The organism is Macrococcus sp. DPC7161 (genome assembly GCF_004117835.1).
Lineage (GTDB): Bacteria > Bacillota > Bacilli > Staphylococcales > Staphylococcaceae > SDSC01.
The window spans coordinates 427,413-451,640 of the sequence record NZ_SDSC01000001.1 but is presented as its reverse complement, the minus strand read 5'-3'; the positions used below and the strand labels follow the sequence as shown (position 1 = coordinate 451,640).

The window sequence follows — 24,228 nt, the reverse complement described above, 5'->3', positions numbered from 1 at the left end:
ATAATTATTATTTATGATATGGTGTATCTGGTTGATTTGGTAAGTGATATGGATTTTCACCCCAAGTTTCAACACTCGATAAATCCGCTTTAACTTGATTAGTTTTAAATACTGGATTTAAACCTTTTTTACGTTGCGCAATATAGTCATTTGCAACTTCAAACACAACATGTGCTAATCCAATAATCGCCGTAATATTTAAAATCGCCATTAATCCCATGAATAGATCCGCAGTTGCCCAAACTGTTTCTACTTTTACAACCGCGCCTAAAAATACCATTAATACAACAATTACTCGGAAAAAGATCATCACAAATTTATTTTTAGTTAAGTATTCCACATTTGATTGACCATAATAATAGTTACCAATTACAGAAGAATAAGCAAACATAAATACCGCAAAAGTTAAGAATAAGCCACCAAACGAACCAACATGTGCTGTTAAGGCAGATTGTGTTACAGCTACACCTTGAGGCGCTTTTTCACCAAATTCTAGACCTGAATATAATAAAATCATAATCGCAGTCGCTGTACAAACGATCATCGTATCGAAAAATACACCTAAAGCTTGAATTAAGCCTTGTTTAACAGGGTGCGAAACAGATGCTGTTGCTGCTGCATTTGGCGCTGAACCCATCCCTGCTTCGTTTGAGAATAAACCACGTTTAATCCCTTGCATTACAGTAAATCCTAAACCACCTGCAACTGCTTGTCCAAAACCAAATGCACCTTTAAAGATAGCAATGATCATTGGAATAATACTTGCTGCATGTGTAACTAATACAAAAATAACAATTAAAATATAGAAAATCGCCATTACTGGAACAATCGCACTAGATACTGTTGCGATACTTCTTACACCACCAAAAATAACAAGTGCAGTAATGACTGCTAAAAATACACCTGTCCAAATTGGGTCAATATTAAATTGCGTATTAAAACTTTCAGCAATTGTATTTGATTGTACTGTGTTAAATACAAATGCAAATGTAATCGTAATTAAAATCGCAAACGTTGCACCCAACCACTTTTGACCTAAACCAAGTTCCATATAATAAGCTGGTCCTCCACGGAAACCACCTTCATCATCTTTCACTTTATATACTTGTGCTAAAGTTGCTTCAAAGAATGCACTTGCTGCACCAAAGAATGCAATCACCCACATCCAAAATACTGCACCAGGACCTCCTAAAACAATCGCAGTTGCAACCCCTGCAATATTACCTGTTCCAACACGAGATGCAGCTGAAATCATAAAAGCTTGCATTGATGAAATCCCTTTTTTGCCATCTTCAAGCGTTTCAGGCTTTTCACCAATCACTCTAAACATTTCTTTTAACATTCTAAATTGGATAAATTTTGAACTTAAACTAAAGAAAACACCTGCTAATAATAATAAACCAATTAAGAATTGCGTCCATATTAAATCATTTCCAGTTGCAACAATACTTTTAAACCAATCTGGAATCATTGCATCAAAATTTACGTTTTGCAATATAAAAAACCTCCTAATATAAAAAATAACAACTTCATTATTTTATCATATTAAGAGGTTACAAAATGCATATATTTTTAAAAAATATACATTTATGCGTATTTTTTATTCACTTGTATTATCTTGTAATAAACAATAGTGTCATTTATTGAATATTTAGTAAAACAAATTGATTAATTTTACCAAATGATTTTTCATCGACAACAAAGCTACCATTTGTATAACGATCTGAAATACGAATATCGCCTGTGTTACCTTCGAATTTATCATCATTACTTGCAATAATGTATTTCATAGGTTGGTTAATTACTCTTGCACCAACGATTTCATGAGGATTCGCTTTTAATTCTTTAAGGACAGTTACACCTCTATTACTACGTTTTCCTAATTCAAATAAATCGATGCTCATCTTTTTCATCGCACCACGTTGAGTAACAATCATTAAATGGCTGTCTGGATATACTAAATCCGTACTAACAACTGTTTCACCTGGTTTTAAAGCGATTGATTTCACACCTGCTGCCTTCACACCTGTTTCAGAAATCTCTTCTAAACTATAGTGAAGTGCCATTCCCTTATTGCTTACAACTAGAATTTGTTCATCTCCTGTTACAAGCATTGCTTGAATCAGCTCATCATCACCTTTTAATTTCATACCGACTATCGGTTTTGAATAACGTGTCACATTAAAATCAGTTAATTTAGACTTTTTAATCATACCTAATTTCGTAGCTGTTAAGATATTGATTGGTTGATTAAAGTCTTTTACATTGATGATATTTACTACACATTCATCTTGTTCAAGTGGTACAATTTGAGATAAATGTTTACCTAAATCTTTCCATTTGATATCCGGTAATTGATGTACAGGAATATACAAATAGTGACCTTTAGAAGTAAAGACTAAGACCACATCTTGTAAATTACTATTGATATGACTTAATAAGTAATCGCCATCTTTAACACCGACTTCTTCTAAACCACTTGCAGCAAAACTTCTCGTAGAAGTTCGTTTAATATAGCCATCACGTGTTATTGAAACAATTGTTTCTTCTGAAGGAATTAAGATTTCTTTAGAAATTTTAATTTCCTCTATTTCATCTTGAATCACACTTAATCTTGGTTCTTTATATGTTTTTAAAACTGATTTAAGCTCCGATTTAATCACTTTTAGTAAAGATGCTTCATTGTTTAAAATATCATTTAACTTGATTAATGTTTGTTCTAGCTCATCATGTTCGTTTTGTAATTGCACAATATCTGTATTCGTTAATCGATACAATTGTAACATCACAATGGCTTCTGCTTGTGTTTCAGTAAAATCAAAGCGGTTCACTAAGTTATTTTTTGCATCGCTTTTATTTTCAGATGCTCTAATGGTTTCTATTACTTCATCTAAAATAGATAATGCTTTAATTAAACCTTCCACAATATGCATACGCTTTTTAGCTTGGTCTAGCTCAAATTTACTACGACGTTCAATCACTTCTTTTTGGTGTTCAATGTAGGCAAGTAACATCGGTTTAATGCCTAATAATTTAGGACGTCTTTCTGAAATCGCTACCATATTAAAGTTATAAGTGACTTGTAAGTCCGTATTTTTATAAAGGTAATTTAAAATACCTTCACTATTGGCATCCTTTTTCAATTCAATTGCAATACGTAATCCATCTCTGTCCGTTTCATCACGCACTTCTAAAATGCCTTCTACTTTTTTATCTGCACGCAATTCATCGATGCGTTTTACTAAATTCCCTTTATTGACTTCATAAGGTATTTCAGTAATGATGATTTCTTCACGACCGCTTCGCTTTTGTTCAACGTTAACTTTACCTCGAACAATCGCTTTACCTTTTCCTGTTTCATAAGCATCTTTAATGCCCTTTTTACCCATGATGATACCACCTGTAGGGAAATCAGGTCCAGGCATTAATTCCATTAATGATTCAACTGTTGTATTAGGATGGTCAATTAATTTTAATGTTGCTAAAATCACTTCTTCTAAATTATGTGGTGGTATATCAGTAGCATAACCTGCTGAAATACCAGTTGAACCGTTGACTAATAGGTTCGGATATTTTGCAGGTAATACCATTGGTTCCATCGCAGTGTCATCAAAGTTTTGAACAAAATCTACAGTATCTTTATTAATGTCTTGTAATAACAAACCTGCAAGCTGAGATAATTTAGCCTCTGTATAACGCATTGCAGCTGGTGGGTCATTATCAATACTACCGTTATTACCATGCATTTCGACTAATACATGACGTAATTTCCAGTTTTGACTCATACGAACCATGGCGTCATAAACGCTCGTGTCACCATGCGGATGGTAATTACCAATAACATTACCGACTGTTTTTGCAGATTTCCTAAAGTTCTTATCGAAAGTATTACCGTCTTGATACATTGCAAACAAAATACGACGTTGAACAGGCTTTAACCCATCTCTTACATCTGGTAAAGCACGATCTTGAATAATGTATTTACTATATCGACCAAAACGGTCTCCAATCACATCTTCTAAAGGCATAATTTGAATTGATTCAGCCATTATTTGCCTCCTTCTAAATCGAAGTCAAAAGCAGCTTGTACAAGTTCTGTTTCTACTTCAGATTCATCTAACACTTCTATATCTTCATTTTCTAAAATACTTACATCTTCATGCATACCAAATGATACATGTCTTTCAATCCAATCACGTCTTGGTTCAACTTTATCACCCATTAACGTTGAAACGCGCTTTGCACTTCTTAATTCATCATCAATTTTGACTTGAATTAAAGTTCTCGTCTCAGGATTCATTGTTGTATCCCACAACTGGTCTGCATTCATTTCCCCTAAACCTTTATAACGTTGTAACGTAAAGCCTTTACCAACTTTTTGTTGTACTGATTTTAATTCTTCATCTGTCCATGCATATTCTACGATTTCTTTTTTACCTTTACCTTTTGAAACTTTATATAAAGGCGGTAATGCAATATAAACGCGTCCCGCTTCCATAAGTGGACGCATATACTTAAAGAAGAATGTTAGCAATAATACTTGAATATGCGCACCATCTGTATCCGCATCGGTCATGATAATGACTCTATTATAATTTGCATCTTTCAAATTAAAGTCATTACCAACACCAGCACCAATCGTATGGATGATTGTATTTATTTCTTCATTTTTAAAAATGTCTTCTAGCTTTGCTTTTTCAGTATTGATGACTTTACCACGTAACGGTAAGATTGCTTGGAATTTTCGGTCACGACCAAGTTTTGCAGAACCACCAGCTGAATCACCTTCGACGAGATAAAGCTCATTTTTTTCAGTATTCTTACTTTGTGCGGGCGTTAACTTCCCAGAAAGTATCGTTTCTTTTCGTTTATTTTTTTTACCATTTCTCGCTTCTTCACGCGCTTTACGTGCTGCTTCACGCGCTTGCGATGCTTTAACGGCTTTTTTTACAAGTGATTGACTGATTACACCATTCTCTTCAAAGAAAAATGGTAATTGCTCGCTCATTACTGTATCTACAGCACTTCTCGCTTCACTTGTTCCTAATTTAGACTTTGTTTGGCCTTCAAATTGCAATAAGTGTTCAGGAATTTTCACAGAAATAACAGCTGTCATACCTTCTCTAATATCTGAACCGTCTAGATTTTTATCTTTTGCTTTTAATTCACCAGTTTTTCGTGCATATTCATTGAATACACGTGTAAAAGCTGTTTTTAAACCGACTTCATGAGTACCACCGTCTTTCGTTCGCACATTATTTACAAACGATAAAATGGTTTCTGAATATTGATCATTAAATTGAAATGCAACATCCACTTCAATGTCATGATGACTTCCTGCAAAAGTCGCCACATCATGTAATGTATCTTTAGCTTCGTTAATAAATGTTACAAAATCTTTAAGCCCTTCTTCAAAATGAAAAACATCATTTAAATTTGGCTCCACCCTTAAATCAGTCATATTGATTTTTAGTGATTTTAATAAAAATGCAGATTCTCTTAAACGTTCACTTAAAGTATCATAATTAAAATGTGTTGTTTGCTTAAAGATCGATGCATCTGGTTTAAAAGTGACTTGAGTTCCTGTTTTTTTACTAGTTCCAATTTCTTCTAACGTCGTTACTGGAACACCACCATTTTCAAATCGTTGTTTAAAGATTTTTCCATTATTATGAATGACTACTTCTAACCATTCACTTAATGCATTAACAACAGAAGCACCAACACCATGCAAACCACCTGATGTTTTGTAACCACCTTGGCCAAATTTGCCACCAGCATGTAAAACAGTAAATATTACTTCTGGTGTTGGCTTTCCAGTTTTATGTAAACCTGTTGGCATACCACGTCCATTATCTTTAATCGTCACACTACCATCTTTATTTAACGTCACATCAATTTCTGAACCGTGACCATTTAATACTTCATCAATTGAATTATCTAAAATTTCATAAACTAAATGATGTAAGCCTCTTACATCCGTCGAACCGATATACATACCTGGACGTTTTCTTACGGCTTCCAATCCTTCTAAAACTTGGATTGAATCATCATTATATTGATTTTGATTCGGCAAAACATAACCCCCCACAAACATACGTTCTATTTTTTCACATTCACTCATTATTTTTATATAATTCTTTAAAAATTGCAAGTATTTTCGGAAATCGAATCAAATAATCACATGCATAACTTTTCAAAATCGATATAAAAATATATACTAACGTTGTAGATTTATAGTAAACTATTAGTACCAGCTATTAAAGGAGAAGACAATGACATCTATCATTATCATGCTAACGCTAGCATATTTAATCGGCAGTATACCTACCGGGTTAATCATAGGAAAATTATTTTATAATAAGGATATTAGACAATTTGGAAGTGGTAATTTAGGAGCAACGAATACCTTTCGTGTTCTTGGCAAAAATGCAGGAATCATAGTAACCATTTTTGATGTTTTTAAAGGGTTTATCGTCGTGTTGTTCCCTATTTGGTTCCATAGTGATATTAACGGTATCTTTATTGGAATCGCATCTATTATTGGTCATGTGTTTCCAATTTATTTGAAATTTAAAGGTGGCAAAGCCGTCGCGACAAGTGCGGGCGTTGTATTAGGCGCAAATCCAATATTATTTGGTATTTTGGCAATTGTATTTTTTAGTTTATTATTTTTAACAAGAATGGTTTCTTTAACAAGTATGATTTCAAGTATTGTCAATTTTATTGGATCATTATTTTTTGATGATAAGGTGTTCATGGTGATGGCTTTCGTTATAATGACATTAATCATCGTGAGACATCGATCGAATATTCAACGCATCATTAATGGCACTGAGCCGAAAATTCAATTCTCAAAATCGAAAAAATAAAGAGCGACGATTCGCTCTTTTTTAATCTTCTTTTTTTGATAAAGTTAAATACTTTTCATGCCATTCCGGATATATGCGATCCAATCTCACTGGTCGATCACTACCTTGTTGAATAACAATATGTGTTGTTTTACCTGTTGCACTGATTTCACCTAATTCTGTTACAACTTCATATGCATAAATCGTTTTTAGTTTCGTATACGTATCGATCCATGTTCTAATGGTCACTTTTTCAGGGTATGTAACGGACTTTTTATATTGTACAGAAACATCCATAACAGGTGAAATTAATCCTTTTTGCTCCATGTCATCATAGTTAAACCCTGCTTTTTCAATAAAGTCTGTTCTTGCTACTTCAAACCAAATCAAATAATTAGCATGATAAACAACACCCATTTTATCTGTTTCCGCATAACGAATTTCTATTTCTTTTTCAGTTATATACATAAAGCACCTCTGATGATTGATAATTCTATTGTACCAAAAATAATGAGAGTGAGACATCAAAGTCTCACTCTCTAATAAGATTAGGCTATTATTATGTGATAATATCTAACATTTATTGCGCTAATTTATTACGTAATACCATTTGTAAAATACCACCGTGTCGATAGTAATCTAATTCAACTTCAGAGTCAAATCGTGCAATCGCTTCAAATTCAACCACTGAACCATCTGTTTTAGTCGCAGTCACTTTTACTAAATCACGTGGTTTAACAAGTTCAGTTACTTCTACTGAGAATGTTTCAGAACCATCAAGGCCTAATTTGTCAGCTGATTCACCTTTTTGGAATTGTAATGGTAATACACCCATCATCACTAAGTTTGAACGGTGAATACGTTCATAACTTTGTGCAATCACTGTTTTCACACCTAATAGATTTGTTCCTTTAGCTGCCCAGTCACGACTTGATCCCATACCGTAGTCATTTCCAGCTAATACAACTAAACCTTTGCCATCTGCTTGGTATTTCATACATGCATCATAAATTGGCATAATTTCACCAGTTGGCCAGTAAGTAGTGAATCCACCTTCAGTACCAGGCGCAATTTGGTTTTTGATACGAATATTTGCAAATGTACCTCGCATCATGACTTCATGGTTACCACGACGTGAACCATAAGAGTTAAAGTCTCTAATTGCAACACCATGTTCTTGTAAATATTTACCTGCAGGCGTATCTTTACCAATTGCACCCGCTGGAGAAATATGGTCTGTTGTTACAGAGTCTCCGAATTTACCCATTACTGCTAAATCTTTTAACGGCTCTATAATGCCTGGTTCAGCAGATAAACCTTGGAAGAATGTTGGGTTTTGAATGTATGTAGATTTTGGATCAAAGTCATATAATGGTTGATCCGTTGATTCAATTTTATTCCATAATGCATTTGATTCAAATACTGCATCATATTCTTTACGGAATAATTCAGGTGTTACTACAGATTGTACTACATCTTTTACTTCATCAATTGTTGGCCAAATGTCTTTTAAATACACATCTGTGCCATCCGTACTGCGGCCAATTGGATCGTTTTGTAAATCAATATTTACTGTACCTGCTAATGCATAAGCAACAACCAATTGTGGTGATGCTAAATAGTTCGCTTTCACAAGTGGGTGAATACGACCTTCAAAGTTACGGTTACCAGATAATACTGAAGTCACTAATAAATCTTCTTTTATAATGGCTTCTTCGATTTCAGGTAATAATGGACCAGAGTTACCGATACATGTTGTACATCCATAACCTACAGTATCAAATCCTAATTGATCTAAATATTTTTGTAAACCTGATGCTTCTAAGTAACCTGTAACTACTTTTGAACCAGGAGCCAATGATGTTTTAACAAATGCTGGTACAACAAGTCCTTTTTCTACTGCTTTTTTAGCCACTAAACCTGCACCTAACATTACATAAGGGTTAGACGTATTTGTACATGATGTAATCGCAGCAATTGCGATATCACCTGTTTTCATTTCAACTTGTTTACCATCTTTAAAGTTAACGATTGATTTTTTGTCAAATTCGTCTTTCTTAAATCCATGGCCTTGGTTACCCGCTGGTGCTGTTACAGATTTAACAAATTCAGATTGCATATCACTTAATTTAATTAAATCTTGAGGACGTTTCGGACCAGATAATGATGCTTCAACTGTAGATAAATCTAATTCAACAACATCCGTGTAGACAGGCTCTTCTTTATCAGCAGTAAAGAACATATCGTTGTTTTCTAAATAAGCTTTTACAACTTGTACGTGTTCTTGGTCGCGACCAGTTAAAGTTAAATAATTTAAAGATTCTTCATCTACTGGGAAGAAACCACAAGTCGCACCATATTCAGGCGCCATATTCGCAATTGTAGCACGGTCAGCTAAAGGTAACTTCTCTACACCTGGACCGAAGAATTCTACAAACTTACCTACAACACCTTTTTGACGTAAAACTTGTGTCACACGTAGAGCTAAGTCTGTCGCTGTAGTTCCTTCTGGCAATTCATTTGTTAATTTCACACCGATTACTTCAGGTACAGGGAAATATGAAGGTTGTCCAAGCATGCCAGCTTCAGCTTCTATACCACCAACACCCCATCCTAATACACCAATACCATTAATCATTGTTGTATGTGAGTCTGTACCTACTAAAGTATCTGGGAATGCAACTTGTTCTCCATCAATGTCACGAACATGTACAACATTTGCTAAATATTCTAAGTTAACTTGGTGAACAATACCAGTCGCTGGTGGTACTGCACGATAATTATCAAATGCTTTCGTTGCCCAGTTTAAAAATTGATAACGTTCTTGGTTACGTTCAAATTCTAATTCCATATTTTTTTGTAAGGCAGATGTTTGCCCATAAACATCAACTTGTACTGAGTGGTCAATAACTAAGTCTACTGGTACTTCTGGATTGATTTTTGTCACATCTCCACCAACGTCATCCATTGCTTTACGTAAAGATGCTAAATCTACTACAGCAGGTACACCAGTAAAATCTTGTAAAATAACGCGAGATGGTTTAAATGGCACTTCTGCGTTCGGATCGTTTTGTTTACCCCATTTTACTAAATGTTTAATGTGCTCTTCATTAATCACACGTCCATCGTATTGACGTAAAACAGATTCTAATAACACACGAATAGAATATGGTAATTTACTAATTTCCCCTAAACCTAATTCTTCTAATGACTTTAAGCTATAAAATGTATAAGATTTACCATTTAGCTCAAATTGCTTTTTTGATACGTCTTTTAAATTTGAATTCATTTTGTTCCCCCCATGAATTTTCTTTACAAAACCATTTTACATGAAAACGCTTTGAACTTGTAGCCTTAGCACATTCATAATAATCAATCGTTATCTATAAGTTTTACTTATAACAAAAAAGATCACATCTCTGTGATCTTTAACCGACTAAAATATCTTCTTTAGGGTGATAATACAACTGTTTTCTAGGTCTAGAGAATGTTAAGACAATTGTTAAGACACCAATTTTCCCGATCATCATCATAAGTATAACTAATAACTTACCGATGACGGATAACTTTGTAGTAATGCCAAGTGTTAAACCAACAGTACCAAAAGCTGAAACTACCTCAAAAAAGAGCGCAATAAATTGTTTATCCGGTTCAACCAGTACTAAGAAAAATGTAATTATAAAAATCATAATAAAACTAAGTACGACAATTGCAAAACTTCTTATTAAATATTTGATATCAATTGCGCGCTTAAATATTACTATTTCATCTTGTTGACGTATAAAGCTTAATGTACCAAATAAAATGATTACCATCGTTGTCAATTTAATACCACCAGCAGTAGAGGTTGATCCGCCGCCAATAAACATCAATAACATCATCACTAATATAGAGTCATTATTTAAACTGCCAATATCTATCGTATTAAAACCAGCTGTTCTCGTTGTAATGGCTTGAAAATAACTCATTTGCCACTGGTCAAATGTACTAAATTGTCCAATTGTTTTTAAATTATTATGTTCTAATAAAAATAATATAACTGTTGCCAATACGTTCACTATAAATGTCGTAATAACCATGACTTTCGTCTGAACCTTCCAAGATTTAAAAGATTTCTTCTTAGTCACATCAATCATTACTGTAAATCCTAAACCACCTAAAATAATCAAACTTGTTATCACAAAATTAACAATTGGGTTCGTTTGATAAGGAATAAGGTTATCTGAATGTAAAGCAAATCCTGCATTATTGAATGCACTCACTGCTGTAAATATACTATTATATAAACCTTTCTTAACACCTAGATCAGGTACCCATTCACATGCAAGAATGATTGCACCTAATAATTCGATTGAAATACTGATAAAAAATAAATATTTAACTAATTTAATAATGCCACCAAAACTTCCTTGATTCAGAGCCTCAGCAACTAAAAAACGATTTTTAAATCCTACTTTTTTACCAAGCATCATAAATACAACAATCGCAAGTGTCACAATTCCTAATCCACCCATTTGAATTAAAAACATAATTACAGTAAGCCCGACATAATTAAAATTTTGTGTGATATCTATTGAAGCTAGCCCTGTTACGGTAAAAGCACTCGTAGCAATAAATAAACAATCTATAAAATCTGTTGGTTTTTTTTGAGAAATAGGCAAATATAACAAAATACTACCAATAATTAAGAACAAAAGAAAACTTAGTAAAATGATACTGTATGGATTTCTATATTGTATTTTTTTAATGATTTTCACCTCTTAAGTATCATAATTCTATGCTAGCAATTTTACAATATATTAAACAAAAAAATGTGCACTTTTTCAGTGCACATCTACTTTAACTATTTAACAGGATTTGAATTTGTAATTGTGTTTGAATTTTCTTTAACAGGTTCTTTATAGCCTTTTCTAAATCGCTTATCTGGTTTTAATGTTAAACCTATACGCATACGTTCAGCATTACCATCTTTATACAATGAAAATAGCATCATCAATAAGATGAACGAAAATGGGAATGCAACGATAATTGCCGCACTTTGCAATGCTTGTAAACCACCTGCAAATAATAATACAATCGCAATTAAACTTTGTGCTAGTCCCCAAATTACTTTTATTTTATTCGATGGTTCTAATGAGCCATCTGTTGATTGCATTCCTAATACAAACGTTGCAGAGTCTGCTGACGTGATGAAGAATGTACAAATCAATACAAGTGCGATCAATGAAAGTCCAAGACCCATTGGCATATGTTTAAATACTGCAAACAATTGTGTCTCAACGACCATTTTTCCAATTGATGGGTAATCTTTTAATGCTTCAATACCTGTAACACCAAATACACTGAACCATAAGAATGAAATTAATGCTGGTACTAATAGCACACCTAATAAGAACTCGCGGATAGTTCTTCCTTTAGAAACACGTGCAATAAATATACCTACAAACGGGCTCCAACTCATCCACCAACCCCAATAATAAATTGTCCAACTATTCATCCAAGTACGCTTTTCTTGATTTAATGGGGCCGCATCAAAACTCATACTTAAAAAGTTTTGGAACAAATCTCCCATTGAAGTTGAGAACATATTTAAAATTAAAATAGTTGGTCCAATAAATAATACAGCGAATAAAAGTAATGTCGCAATAGCGATATTTGCATTACTTAAAATTTGAATCCCTTTACTTAATCCACTCCAAGCACTTGCTAAGAATAAAATTGTAACAATAATAATAATGATTACTTTAATACTAAATGAATTCGGAACATTAAATAAATAATGTAAACCACCATTGATCTGCTGAGCACCCATCCCTAATGAAACTGCAACACCGACTACTGTTGCAAATACTGCAAGTACATCAATAATGATTCCTAAAGTACCATCAACTTTATCACCAAACAATGGTCTTAAAGTTTTTGATAATAAACCTTTTTCTCCTCTTCTAAATTGGAAGTAAGCTAAGCTTAATGCGACAATGCCATATATGGCCCAAGCATGAAATCCCCAGTGAAAGAAAGTATATCTCATAGCTTCTTTCATTGATTCATTAGTATGTGGATCCGTAGATGGTGGTGTCATAAAGTGACTCATCGGTTCACTTGCACCCCAAAAGACAAGACCAATTCCCATACCAGCTGAAAATAACATCGCAAACCATGAAATTGTATTAAATTCAGGCTTATCACTAGGTCTTCCTAACTTTAACTTTCCTATAGGACTTAAAATCAAAAATAGACATGCAAAAACAAAAATTGAAGTAATGATGACATAATACCAACCGAATGTTGTTGTGATCCAAGTGTTAATTGCACCAGTTATCTCACTAAATTTTGTAGGATTGATAACGCCTAGAACAACTGTAATCAACACTAACAATAATGCATAATAAAACACATTTGTGACTTTCTTACTTGATTGCATATAATTCTCCTTTCATATTACATATAAAATGAACTAAAAGTATCCATTCATTTAAAATATTTACTTTAACATAATTCATAGATACTTTAAAGCCAATACTATTTATACCCGTAATCTTTTCGATTAAACATCGTTTTGAAAATTTTTTGTAAATTTCTTTAATTATTCATTAAATCGCAACTTATATAATTAAATATTGTTATATTTTTTATTTAATTTTAATAAATATTTCAAAAAACATATTGCATTTTCTCTTTATAGCCCGTACAATTTAACTATTAACACAGGAGGTGACTATACATGTCTTTATTAAAAGAATTTAAAGAGTTTGCTATGAAGGGGAATGTCTTAGATTTAGCAGTAGCTGTTGTTATTGGTGCAGCTTTCGGTAAAATCGTATCATCATTAGTAGCAGATGTTATTATGCCATTAATTGCTTTAATCTTTGGTAACACTGATTTCACAAGCGAATGGGCATATAAGGGTATCAAATATGGTGTCTTCATTCAATCAATTATCGACTTCTTAATCGTTGCAGTTGCAATTTTCGCTATGGTGAAAATCATCAACACATTATCACGTAAGAAACCAGCAGTAGAAGAAATCGAAGAATCAGTTGATGAAAATACACAATTATTATCTGAAATTCGTGACTTATTAAAAAATAAATAATTTTATTATTTAAAAACCCGGTTAATCTTTTGATTAACCGGGTTTAATTTATGTATGTTTTGAATATTTCGTTACTTCTTATATGGACCTTCTTTAATTAAAGTTTTTACATCTTCAACAATTTCTTCTTTAGGGAACTTCTTATCTCCTGTGTCTTTTCCTGCGTAATCTTTAATAACGACCCCATTTTGATCGATTAAATAAAATGAAGTACCATGTGTAGCTTGGTCATTTTCTTTAGTTGGCGGTACGACAATCGTTTTAAAGTTATCTTCAGCAAATTGCCTAATAAACTTTTCATCATATTGAGAGACCAATTCCCAATTTTTTGTTTTATTATTGTATTTATTTTTAAAGGCTTGCAATGCTTTCGGAGTATCACGTTTTGGGTCAACACTAAAACTTATCACACCAAAATCTTTTACACCTTCTTTTTCTAATTGGTCAATCACGCGACTCATATTAAATGACATCGGAGGACAAACTGTTTCACAATTTGTGAAAATAAAGTTCGCAATCCAAACTTTACCTTTCATATCTTTATTGGTAAATGATTTCCCAGATTGATTCGTTGCTTCAAAAGTACTGACTTTATTACCAAACATCGGTTTTGGTTCTAATCTTGAGTTGCTACAAGCAATTAATAAGATACTAATACAAAATAATGACAAAATTAATCTTAATTTCATAATTCCCCTCCTACAAAGTCAAATATAACAAATATATCTGATGCAATGAATAGGAATTATCATATATTTATGACGAGTTTGTGAAAACTATTTAACGACAAAATGCGTTTGACTTGTAGCGCCATTGGACTGAACATTTAATATTGCTGGAATTTGTTCTTTTAAACGTTCAACATGAGATATGATTCCTACGATTTTCCCACTCATTTGTAAATCATACAGTGCTTCTATCGCAGTATCTAACGTTTCACTATCTAACGTACCAAATCCTTCATCAATAAATACAGCATCAAATTGAATGCCTCCTGCTGTTTGACTGACATAATCACTCAATCCTAGTGCCAAGGATAAACTTGCTAAAAAAGTTTCTCCACCAGATAAACTGCTTATATCTCTATTGGAATTGCTATGTACATCATAAACAACAATTTCTAAACCATTTTTTTGATTACGTTTAAAATCATAAGTTTTACGTTCAAGTTGGTATCGATGGTTAGACATTTTTAATAGTCGCTTATTTGCTTCCTTTAACACTTGATCTAAATAGTACTGTAATACATAATCTTCTAAACTAATACGATGTGCATTAACTCCTTGAAAACTGTCGGCAAGGATGAACAAATCTTGCTTCTCGTTTACTTTTTTATAAAATACTTCATAAGCTGAATTAAATTCTTGTAAATGAGATTTAAAAACCGCAAATGTAGAAATAAATTGGTCCTTTTTATCGATTTCAATGTTCAACATCTCATTATACTCGGTTATCTTTGACTCAATTGGTTTTGTTTCTACTATAGACATATGTTCATATGCTTTCAAAATATCAAATTGTGCATTTAATGCATATTTGTCTTTTTCATATTGATCTACCCATTCTGTAACACGCTGAAGTTCCTTTTGAATTTCATTTAAATCAAGTGCTAACCATTTACTGTCTTCAATATTAAAAGCATCAAGTTTTAAAGAAAGTTTTTCAATCCATTTTTTAATAGCGTCACTTTCACTCTCTTGTTGTACCATTTTACTTTGTATTTTTATTTGTTCTGATTGTGAAGTTTTTATTTCATTATCTAACTTTAATTTTTGCTTATGATACTGATCTATCTTTGTTTCATTTTCATGCATTTTTTTTGAAAACTGTTTATATGAAGTATATCCTGATTGATCTTGGAACTGTTGAAATTGATGTTCTAGTTGTTGCAATGTTGATTTTTCGATATTCAACTGATCATTTAGTTGATTAAAATATTCTTTTTTAGACTCTAATTTCTGAATTGTTGCTTTCAAATTTACGATTTCCAAATCTATCTTTGAAATTGAAGCAATAACCGTAGATAAATCTTGTTGTGTCTTTTGACTATTATATTCAAATTTTATTTTTTGATCAGTGATTACTTCAATAGATAATGTTAAAGCTTCATTTGTCATACTTTCTTTCTTAAGTTCAACTTTCGTGTCCAATTTTGACAACGTATCTTTTATCATTTGGTACTCATGCATCAATTGATGATGCAGTTGAATATCCTTTGATGCATCATTGTTTTCAATAGTGACAATTTGAGCACATACAGGACAGCGTTGTCCTAATTGCAATCCGTTCCTCATTTGCTGAATCAATTCTTCATTTAAATCATTATGACCAAGATTCAACTTTTCTATTTTAGATTCAACAGCTGCTAATAAGGTATGATTTTGTTTTACCTCATTTTCTAATTGATTTAATGCATCTATATCTTTTTCTAAAGATTCATAATGTGCTAATTTTTGATTGATTTCATTGTTAATTGATTTTAGTTGATCTTGTTTATCTAAAAGCTCAAATTTATCAGTTGTTAATTTATTTAAAAGTTGTTGGTTTTGAGAGATGGTTTCAGGCTGAAAAGTACTTTCAATAATTTTTCTATTGAGTTCTTCTATCTTTGATTTCGTTTTACGAATATTATCTTCTATGCAATCATATGGCTTTCTTAAAAAAAGTTTGTTTTGAATCACATAATGATTCAACTTTTCTATTTCTTTTTCTTGTTCAACCATTATCGCAAACTGTTTATTTAACGTATCTATCGTTAATTGAATAGCGTTCAAATCATTTTCAGTATTTTTTCTATTAATATTGAGTTGTTCTAATTGTGTAATAAAGCTACTTTGTTCTTCTAATAGTGATTTATATTGTACTACATCATTCAAATGTATTTTCTGTTTACAATTTTCTTCAAATAATCCAGCATCTGCTTCTATCTTTCTTTGTTTCATTTTCACTTCGTTTAAAGAATGAATTTGTTGATTAAGTTGTTCAGCATCTAACAACTGCTTTTGATGTATTTTAATTTCTTCTTCGAGTTGCTTGATCTTTTGCTGGATGACTTCATATTTAAGGTTATTCTCATTTAATTTTGTATCTAATAATGTTTTTGCTTCATGATAATCTTGGATATCATTCGAAAGTGTCAGCTTCATTATTTTTTGCATTTGTAATTCCAATTGCTTACTTTGTTCTCGTAATTCTGATACTTGTCTTTTTATAGCATCTGTTATTCTTTTAAATCGCTCAGTATTGAATAATTGACTTAATATTTGAGATTTATCATTACTTGATGAAACAAGCATTCTTTTGAATTCACCTTGAGGTAAAATAAAAATTTGCTTAAATTGATTTAAATCTAGTTGTATAATCTCATTGATTTTATGTTTGACTTCTGTTTTTTTCTTAAAATCGGCTAATGGTATTTTTTCATCCGCCTTTATTTCATAAATGCCTGCTTTGGGTACACTTAAATTTGGCAAATCTCTTTCTACACGATAATGCTTACCCTTTAATAGAAATTCAAACGCCACGTAAAATGATTTTTCTGCTTCATCAGCAAATTGACTTGGCAAAGACTTTTCATCTCTTGCATCCGTTGATGCTTTTCCATATAAACTAAAAATCATAGCATCAAAAATCGTCGTTTTACCTGAGCCAGTTTTACCACTGATTAAAAACAATTGATGCTCATTCAGTTCATCAAAATTAATGGTTTCATTAATAAACGGTCCAAAATTTCTCATTTCTAGTTTAATCGGTTTCATGTTGCACCTCCTTTAGAATGCGTTGAATGGTTTCAACTTGATGCGTTGATAAAGGATTTTGGTGAAATGATTCATAAAATGATGCAATAATCTCAAAATCCGTTTTATTCATCACGTCAACCACTGCTTTAACTTCATCAATCGCTTCAACGATTGGTTTTAATTCCAACGTATTAGGATACATTTCTTTTAATCTTCGCATTGGGTCTGTTGTCAAATGTAAGCCTGATAATTCAAATTTAATATAACTGTTTGGATTTTTTGGTGTAACTTTTTTGGTGATGATTGCGTCAAAATCACTTACAATATGCTCCATATCCGTTTTAGGTGCAATTGGTACAAATTGTACTTTCCATTCATTATTAATATATTCAATATAACGATACCCTTTTGGTTGATTGACTTCAGAAAACGAGAACTTCAACATACTGCCACTATAAAACACCCGATCATGTGTCAATGCAAAAGGATGATGTAAATGCCCAAGTAATACAAGATCAAATGGTTTAAACATATTTACATCTACATTATCAATAGTACCTATTGATAATTCTTTTTCAGAATCAGTCGTTTCACTGCCCGTAATGAACAAATGGCTGACTAATACATTTTGCTTTGTATCATCTAATACATCACTTATTGCTTCAATAATACGTTGATAAACTTGTCCATGCGTCTTTAAAGTTTCATCTTTGAAATAATATTTAGCAACATCTGTATCAATATAAGGTACTAAATAGAAATGCACATCATCTAGTGCAACAGGTTGGAATGCTTGTTGAATCGATGCATTTAAATAAAAAGCGTGATCTTTAAAAAACTGATGACCAAACATCATTCTAGATGCACCATCATGATTCCCCGTAACTACGAATAATGGTATATTTCTTTCAACATTGACTGCTTTTACGAAATACTCAAATAATTGGATTGCTTCAATTGATGGAATGGAACGATCATAAACATCTCCAGCGATTATTACGACATCAAATTGTTTCTCGTCGATAATTTTTATATATTGATCAATCATAAACTTTTGATCATCCAATAATAAATGACCATTAATTTTTTTACCTATATGTAAGTCCCCTAAGTGCATAATTTTCATATTTTCACCTCATATGTATTATACAAAAAAACACACCTGAAAACTCAGGTGTGCTGATATGAGTATGCAATTTTTTTATAATTCAAATAATGTTGTTTCTACTTTATCAACAATTTTTGCGCTTTTCACTTGAATCGGTGTACCTTGATTCGTTGCAAGTAACTTATTTAAGACAATACTTTCCATAACTTCTAATACTTCTTCTTTAGTAATCGTTTCTTTAGGTGCATTAATTTGAAATGTATAAGATTTACCAAAATCCGTTGTAAATAGCATTTGTAATGTTTTCATAATAGACTCCTTTCATTAAATCATTTTCGTTTCGATTTTATCGACAGCTATATAGTTTTCATTTGTTAATTTAGCAATTAAATCTTTAAATACATTAATTTCAACATCTGTAATATCCAATCTTACTTGATTAAAACGACGTGATTTCATCACTTCTTTTCCATCTTTAATTTCACTGACATATGTTAATTGTACGACTAACTCCTTTAACATGTGCTCACCTCCTTTCACAATATATATCGAATTCCATTTGTACCGTGGACACATGAAATGATGTTTATTATAATTAATTTGAGAATTGAGGTGTTAGTGTGTCTGATTGGTTTATCATATTAATCTTTATTTGGACGATCATCTTTATGGGATTGCTTACAATTGGTGGCTATTTTATGTTTCGTAAATTTTTAAAACGAATGCCAAAAGAAGATGGTAAAAGTGAATTAGATTGGCAAGCATATTATATAGAAAAAGCATTACCATTATGGAAAGATGAACAAAGAAAATTATTAAACGAATTTGTATCTCCAGTACCAGAACTATTTAGAGATGTTGCAAAAGAAAGAATTGCAGGACGTATTTCTAAAATTGCATTAGATGATAATGCTGAGGAAATTACATTAGACCATATGCTTAAAGGATACATCGTTGCTACACCAAAGCGTGATCATCCATTTATGAAAAAGAAACTTGCACAACTTGGTATTGATTATGCACCTTACGAGCATTTATTTAAGTATGCTGATGATGAAAAACAAAAGTTTTCAATATTTGATCATTCAAAAATGGCACAAAAATAAGGGTGAGACATTGTCTCACCCTTATTTTGCATCTTCAATATGTAATTGATTTAAAGTTTTTTCTAATTTTAAAAATTTAATTAACATAGCAATTCTCCAAGGTACAATCATTGAAAACGCTAATAAGAAGAACATACCACCAAGTTCACCCGCATGGATAGTAGAACTTAAATAGAATTTCATTACAGAACGAATAACCAATAATGTAATTAAAATAACCGGAAACAGTTTTGAGCGTTTCATATAAATATGATTATCTTTAACAACAAAGTTTGAAGTTAATATTAAAAATATTGAAAAAAACATGCCGACACAGACAGCTTCTAATATTTCAAGTCCTGTTAATCTAAAGTATGGAATCACATACATCAATGCACCACTCGACATAAAAAATGGTGGTAAAATAATTTTTTTAATGTTCGTTGGATAATTTTGTGCTTTCATACGAATCATAATGACGCCTAGCCCCATTAAAATTGCAAAGACCATTGATAAAATAAAAAGCATATGAGTCACCCTTAATTAAATAATTGTGTGATCATTGTTAAAAAGTTAAAGAATAACAATAGACCCATAACAACCATTATACCTCCACCAATCTTAGTTAACAACTGACTATATCGTTTCAAAATATTTATTTTAGTCATAAAGAAAGTTAATAAGAAAAACGGTATACAAAAACCTAATACATAACAAGTCATGTATAATAAAGCAAGCGATTGATTCACTGCAGCTAATGAAAAGATTACACCGACAATAGGTCCCATACATGGTGTCCAACCAGCAGCAAAAGCAATACCGATAATAAATGTCCCTATGTAACCTGATGGTCTATTTTTTATTTCAATTTTATGATTTTGCATTAAAAATTTAGGTGTAAATATACCTAACAACATCAATCCAAAAATGATACACAATAATCCCCCAACCATGCGAATCGTATCATCATATTGAATTAAAAAGTCAGATATAAATCCAATACCTACACCTAAAGAAATATATACAATTGAAAATCCTAACAAAAAGATTAACGTATGTAAAATGGCACGTTGATCCATCTTAGAATCTTGTAAATCACGATAACTGACGCCTGTTATATAAGATAAAAACGCAGGATATATTGGCAATACACAAGGTGATACAAAACTCAGTAATCCTGCACCAAACGCGACTGCTACTGTTACATCTCCCATTAAAAAACCTCCATTCTGATATATTCTAACAAAAATGATGTCAAATTTTCATCTTCTTATTGAAAAGTATGTGACAAAATAAAAATTATTCACTATAAATAAACAATAAAAAAAACGCCAAATGGCGTTTTTTTATTTTAAGTTTTGATTCATATTACGATTCATCATTTGCATCATTTGGTTAATTTTCTTTTGAGAAGGTTTTTGACCCATTTGCATCATCATCATACGTAACATTTCTTCGTTAATTGGTGGATTCTTTTTTAAGTAATCCATCATATATTTTCTTGCCATATAGAAACCACCAGCAGCGCCTGCTACTAATGCTAAAATAACGATTAAAATCCAAATCCATGTAGCCATTCATTTCACCCACTTTCTCATCTCTATGAGTGTACTAAAATAATATATATTTTTCAACCACATTTTACATGAAAAAGGCTGGGAAGTGAATTCCACAGCCTTATTATTGTTCAAAATTTATTTTAAAAATGTGATTTTACTTTTGATAACACTTGTTCTTTAGTAAAACCGTATTTCTCCATAACTAAATCTCCAGGTGCACTTGCACCAAATGTATCAATACCGATTACTAATCCGTCTAAACCTACATATTTATACCATGCATCAGTAGCACCCATTTCAATTGCAACACGTTTTGTAATTGATCGTGGTAAAACTTTTTCTTTATAATTTGCATCTTGCTCATCGAATGTTTTCATATTAGGCATTGAAACAACTTGCACACCAGTTCCTTCTGCTTCTAATAATTTTGCCACTTCGATTGCAAGTGAAACTTCTGAACCTGTTGCAACAAACAACACTTCAGGTTGTTCAGATTGGTATGCAATGTATGCACCACGACGAACACCTTCTTCTAGTACATCCGCTTGAACATCAAGTACAGGTAAGTTTTGTCGTGTTAAGACTAATAAACTTGGACGGTCTTTAGATTCTAATGCAACTTGCCATGCAACACGTGTTTCATTACCATCAGCTGGACGTAACACATTTAAATTTGGAATGGCACGTAAACCAGTCAATTGTTCAATCGGTTCATGTGTTGGTCCATCCTCACCTACTGCGATTGAATCATGTGTTAAAACATATGTTACTGGTAATTTCATTAAACTCGATAAACGCACAGCTGGTTTTAAGTAATCACTAAATACAAAGAATGTTGCACCGTATACTTTTAATCCACCATGAGCCGCCATACCGTTTAAAGCAGCTGCCATTGCAAATTCGCGAACACCAAACCAAATATTTTTACCTTCTGGCGTTCCATCAGTAAAATCTTTCGCGTCTTTTACATTTGATTTATTTGATGAAGCTAAATCTGCAGATCCACCAAATAAAGAAGGTACTGAAGCTGATAAACTTTGAATCAATTGACCTGAGTAACTTCTTGTCGCATCATTTGTACCAACCTCAAATTGTGGTAATGACTGACTATAGTCTGCTGGTAATTCACCTTTGATTACCATTTCAAATTGAGCCGCTAATTCTGCGTCAGTTTGTTTTAATTTTTCAACTTCAGATTGCCATGCTGCTTCTTTTTCTGTAGCTCTTTCAATCATTGTAGATTGGAAAATATCATATACTTCTGTAGGTACTTCGAATTTTTTCTCTGGATCAATACCATATACTTCAAAAGCTAATTTTCTTTCATCTGCACCTAACGGTGAACCGTGAACACCGTTTGTTCCTTGTTTATTTGGTGCACCAAAACCAATAATTGTTTTCACTTCAATGATTGTTGGTCGATCACTTGTTTTAGCTGTCTCAATAGCTGCATTAATTTCATTTAAATCATTACCATCTTTAACTAAAATATGTTGCCATCCATAAGCTTCAAAACGACCTTTAATATCTTCTGAAAATGCTTGGTTTAATTTACCATCTAAAGAGATATCATTACTATCATAAAGTGCAATTAATTTGTTTAATTTCAAGTGACCTGCTAAACTCGCAGCTTCATGCGAAATACCTTCCATTAAATCACCATCAGATGCTAAAACATAAGTATAATGGTCCACTACATTCGCACCTTTATTATAAGTTGCAGCTAAATGTTTTTCTGCCATTGCAAAACCAACACTCATTGCAAACCCTTGCCCAAGTGGTCCAGTCGTTATTTCTACACCATCTGTATGTAAATATTCTGGGTGACCAGGCGTTTTTGACCCCCATTGGCGGAATTGCTTTAATTCTTCAATTTCAAGACCGCCAGATACATGTAATAAGCTATATAATAATGCTGATCCATGTCCTGCTGATAAAATGAAACGATCTCTATCAAAGAAATCTTTACCTTGTGGGTTGAAATTTAAATGTTTTGTCCATAATGTATATGCCATTGGTGCAGCACCCATTGGTAATCCAGGATGTCCTGAATTGGCACTCTCAATTTGGTCAATACTTAATGCACGAATCGTATCTACTGCTAATTGGTCTTTTTCGTTAAACATAAATAGTCTCCATTCTATTTTTTATTAATAATTTATCTTAAATGATTTTCCTTTTGTATTGCTTTAATCTTTTCTGGAGTAACGTCTGTACCCTCTGGATCAATAATTTTAGTATTTTCAATCGTCTTTTTAAAGCTATTTCTAAAAGATTGTAAATATTCTTTCCTCAAAAGAGTCTGTTCTTTTCCTTCAGCCTCAGTTAATCCTTCTGATTTTTTCTTTTTTGCTAAAGCATTTAATCTTGCTAACTTTTCTTCTGATAACACGCAATCATTCCTTTCCTTATAAAGATAACAAAAAAATCGCATGAAACCAACTATGGCACACACGATTTAGAAAAAAATTCATATTTATTTTACGATACCGATAACCTCATTACCATTTACAACTTGATTTGTATTTTGTTCGCTATGATTACGAACATATTGTTTCGAATGATTTGATACATTACTTTGTGAGGATTGAACCATTTGCTGTTGTTGCGAAATATGTTCAGCTTGCGCCATATATAATACTCCAAAAAATACGATAACGAAAAATAGTAAGAAATATAATAGAAAATCTCTAGAAATTGTAATTGTCATTTGAAATCTCCTCCAGAACATTTGTTTGTATTCATATAATAACAGAACACTTGTTCTTAGTCAACAAAAATACGAACAA

At 32.2% G+C, this 24,228-nt stretch carries 21 protein-coding genes; 3 read left to right on the top strand and 18 right to left on the bottom strand.

From position 1 onward, the window contains the following. Positions 1–7: 7 nt before the first annotated feature. The 3 genes from alsT to parE form a co-directional block, all read right to left on the bottom strand. Positions 8–1,471 (bottom strand): glutamine transporter AlsT, encoded by a 1,464-nt coding sequence (alsT, locus tag ER639_RS02190; protein ID WP_129064419.1) that lies wholly within the window; start codon positions 1,469–1,471, stop codon positions 8–10. A 169-nt stretch (positions 1,472–1,640) separates the two neighbouring features. Next, positions 1,641–4,049, bottom strand: a complete 2,409-nt coding sequence (parC, locus tag ER639_RS02185) for a DNA topoisomerase IV subunit A (RefSeq protein WP_129064113.1) — start codon at positions 4,047–4,049, stop codon at positions 1,641–1,643. Beyond that, positions 4,049–6,076 (bottom strand): DNA topoisomerase IV subunit B, encoded by a 2,028-nt coding sequence (gene parE / locus ER639_RS02180; RefSeq protein WP_129064112.1) that lies wholly within the window; start codon positions 6,074–6,076, stop codon positions 4,049–4,051. Before parE ends, parC begins: the two co-directional genes overlap by 1 nt. A gap of 199 nt (positions 6,077–6,275) precedes the next feature. Between parE and plsY the strand changes: the two genes are divergently transcribed. Further along, a complete protein-coding gene (plsY, locus tag ER639_RS02175; protein WP_129064111.1) occupies positions 6,276–6,872 on the top strand; it encodes a glycerol-3-phosphate 1-O-acyltransferase PlsY in 597 nt (198 codons plus the stop codon). A 21-nt stretch (positions 6,873–6,893) separates the two neighbouring features. Here plsY and ER639_RS02170 read toward each other — a convergent pair whose 3' ends face one another. The 4 genes from ER639_RS02170 to ER639_RS02155 all read right to left on the bottom strand — a co-directional run bounded on the left by ER639_RS02170 (position 6,894) and on the right by ER639_RS02155 (position 13,275). Continuing rightward, positions 6,894–7,319, bottom strand: a complete 426-nt coding sequence (locus tag ER639_RS02170; RefSeq protein WP_129064110.1) for an acyl-CoA thioesterase — start codon at positions 7,317–7,319, stop codon at positions 6,894–6,896. 112 nt (positions 7,320–7,431) lie between these two features. After that, positions 7,432–10,140, bottom strand: coding sequence for an aconitate hydratase AcnA (acnA, locus tag ER639_RS02165; protein WP_129064109.1), 2,709 nt, complete (start codon positions 10,138–10,140; stop codon positions 7,432–7,434). Between the two features lie 139 nt (positions 10,141–10,279). Continuing rightward, complete coding sequence (locus ER639_RS02160; protein ID WP_240663974.1) at positions 10,280–11,608, bottom strand: TrkH family potassium uptake protein; 1,329 nt, start codon at positions 11,606–11,608, stop codon at positions 10,280–10,282. An 86-nt stretch (positions 11,609–11,694) separates the two neighbouring features. Continuing rightward, positions 11,695–13,275, bottom strand: coding sequence for a glycine betaine uptake BCCT transporter (locus ER639_RS02155; protein ID WP_129064108.1), 1,581 nt, complete (start codon positions 13,273–13,275; stop codon positions 11,695–11,697). Positions 13,276–13,575: 300 nt separating this feature from the next. On the opposite strand from ER639_RS02155, the gene mscL reads away from it, so the two are divergent. Continuing rightward, on the top strand, positions 13,576–13,947 hold the full coding sequence (gene mscL, locus ER639_RS02150) for a large conductance mechanosensitive channel protein MscL (RefSeq protein WP_129064107.1): 372 nt from the start codon (positions 13,576–13,578) through the stop codon (positions 13,945–13,947). Between the two features lie 71 nt (positions 13,948–14,018). Here the strand turns inward: mscL and ER639_RS02145 are convergent, their stop codons facing one another. From ER639_RS02145 to ER639_RS02125, 5 genes are all read right to left on the bottom strand, one after another. Then, positions 14,019–14,636, bottom strand: a complete 618-nt coding sequence (locus ER639_RS02145) for an SCO family protein (RefSeq protein WP_129064106.1) — start codon at positions 14,634–14,636, stop codon at positions 14,019–14,021. Positions 14,637–14,723: 87 nt separating this feature from the next. Next, entirely contained in the window at positions 14,724–17,705 is a 2,982-nt protein-coding gene (locus ER639_RS02140; RefSeq protein ID WP_129064105.1) for an AAA family ATPase, read from the bottom strand. Then, the gene (locus ER639_RS02135; RefSeq protein WP_129064104.1) at positions 17,692–18,813 is read right to left on the bottom strand and encodes an exonuclease SbcCD subunit D; all 1,122 of its coding nucleotides are present in this window, start codon (positions 18,811–18,813) and stop codon (positions 17,692–17,694) included. The genes ER639_RS02140 and ER639_RS02135 overlap by 14 nt, the downstream gene beginning before the upstream one ends. A 75-nt stretch (positions 18,814–18,888) precedes the next feature. Then, on the bottom strand, positions 18,889–19,104 hold the full coding sequence (locus ER639_RS02130) for a DUF2922 domain-containing protein (RefSeq protein ID WP_129064103.1): 216 nt from the start codon (positions 19,102–19,104) through the stop codon (positions 18,889–18,891). A gap of 15 nt (positions 19,105–19,119) precedes the next feature. Beyond that, on the bottom strand, positions 19,120–19,317 hold the full coding sequence (locus ER639_RS02125) for a DUF1659 domain-containing protein (protein WP_129064102.1): 198 nt from the start codon (positions 19,315–19,317) through the stop codon (positions 19,120–19,122). Between the two features lie 98 nt (positions 19,318–19,415). Between ER639_RS02125 and ER639_RS02120 the strand changes: the two genes are divergently transcribed. Beyond that, positions 19,416–19,901, top strand: a complete 486-nt coding sequence (locus ER639_RS02120; RefSeq protein ID WP_129064101.1) for a DUF2621 family protein — start codon at positions 19,416–19,418, stop codon at positions 19,899–19,901. A gap of 21 nt (positions 19,902–19,922) precedes the next feature. Here ER639_RS02120 and ER639_RS02115 read toward each other — a convergent pair whose 3' ends face one another. The 6 genes from ER639_RS02115 to ER639_RS02090 form a co-directional block, all read right to left on the bottom strand. Beyond that, complete coding sequence (locus tag ER639_RS02115) at positions 19,923–20,408, bottom strand: CcdC family protein (protein WP_129064100.1); 486 nt, start codon at positions 20,406–20,408, stop codon at positions 19,923–19,925. Positions 20,409–20,419: 11 nt separating this feature from the next. Beyond that, entirely contained in the window at positions 20,420–21,094 is a 675-nt protein-coding gene (locus tag ER639_RS02110; RefSeq protein WP_129064099.1) for a cytochrome c biogenesis CcdA family protein, read from the bottom strand. A 132-nt stretch (positions 21,095–21,226) separates the two neighbouring features. Beyond that, positions 21,227–21,457, bottom strand: coding sequence for a YneF family protein (locus tag ER639_RS02105; RefSeq protein ID WP_129064098.1), 231 nt, complete (start codon positions 21,455–21,457; stop codon positions 21,227–21,229). 122 nt (positions 21,458–21,579) lie between these two features. Next, entirely contained in the window at positions 21,580–23,565 is a 1,986-nt protein-coding gene (tkt, locus tag ER639_RS02100) for a transketolase (protein WP_129064097.1), read from the bottom strand. Between the two features lie 32 nt (positions 23,566–23,597). Further along, positions 23,598–23,873 carry a DUF896 domain-containing protein gene (locus ER639_RS02095; RefSeq protein WP_305036092.1) on the bottom strand — a complete coding sequence of 92 codons (276 nt, stop codon included), beginning with the start codon at positions 23,871–23,873 and terminating at the stop codon, positions 23,598–23,600. A 42-nt stretch (positions 23,874–23,915) separates the two neighbouring features. Then, positions 23,916–24,149, bottom strand: a complete 234-nt coding sequence (locus tag ER639_RS02090) for a hypothetical protein (RefSeq protein WP_129064095.1) — start codon at positions 24,147–24,149, stop codon at positions 23,916–23,918. Positions 24,150–24,228: the final 79 nt, after the last annotated feature.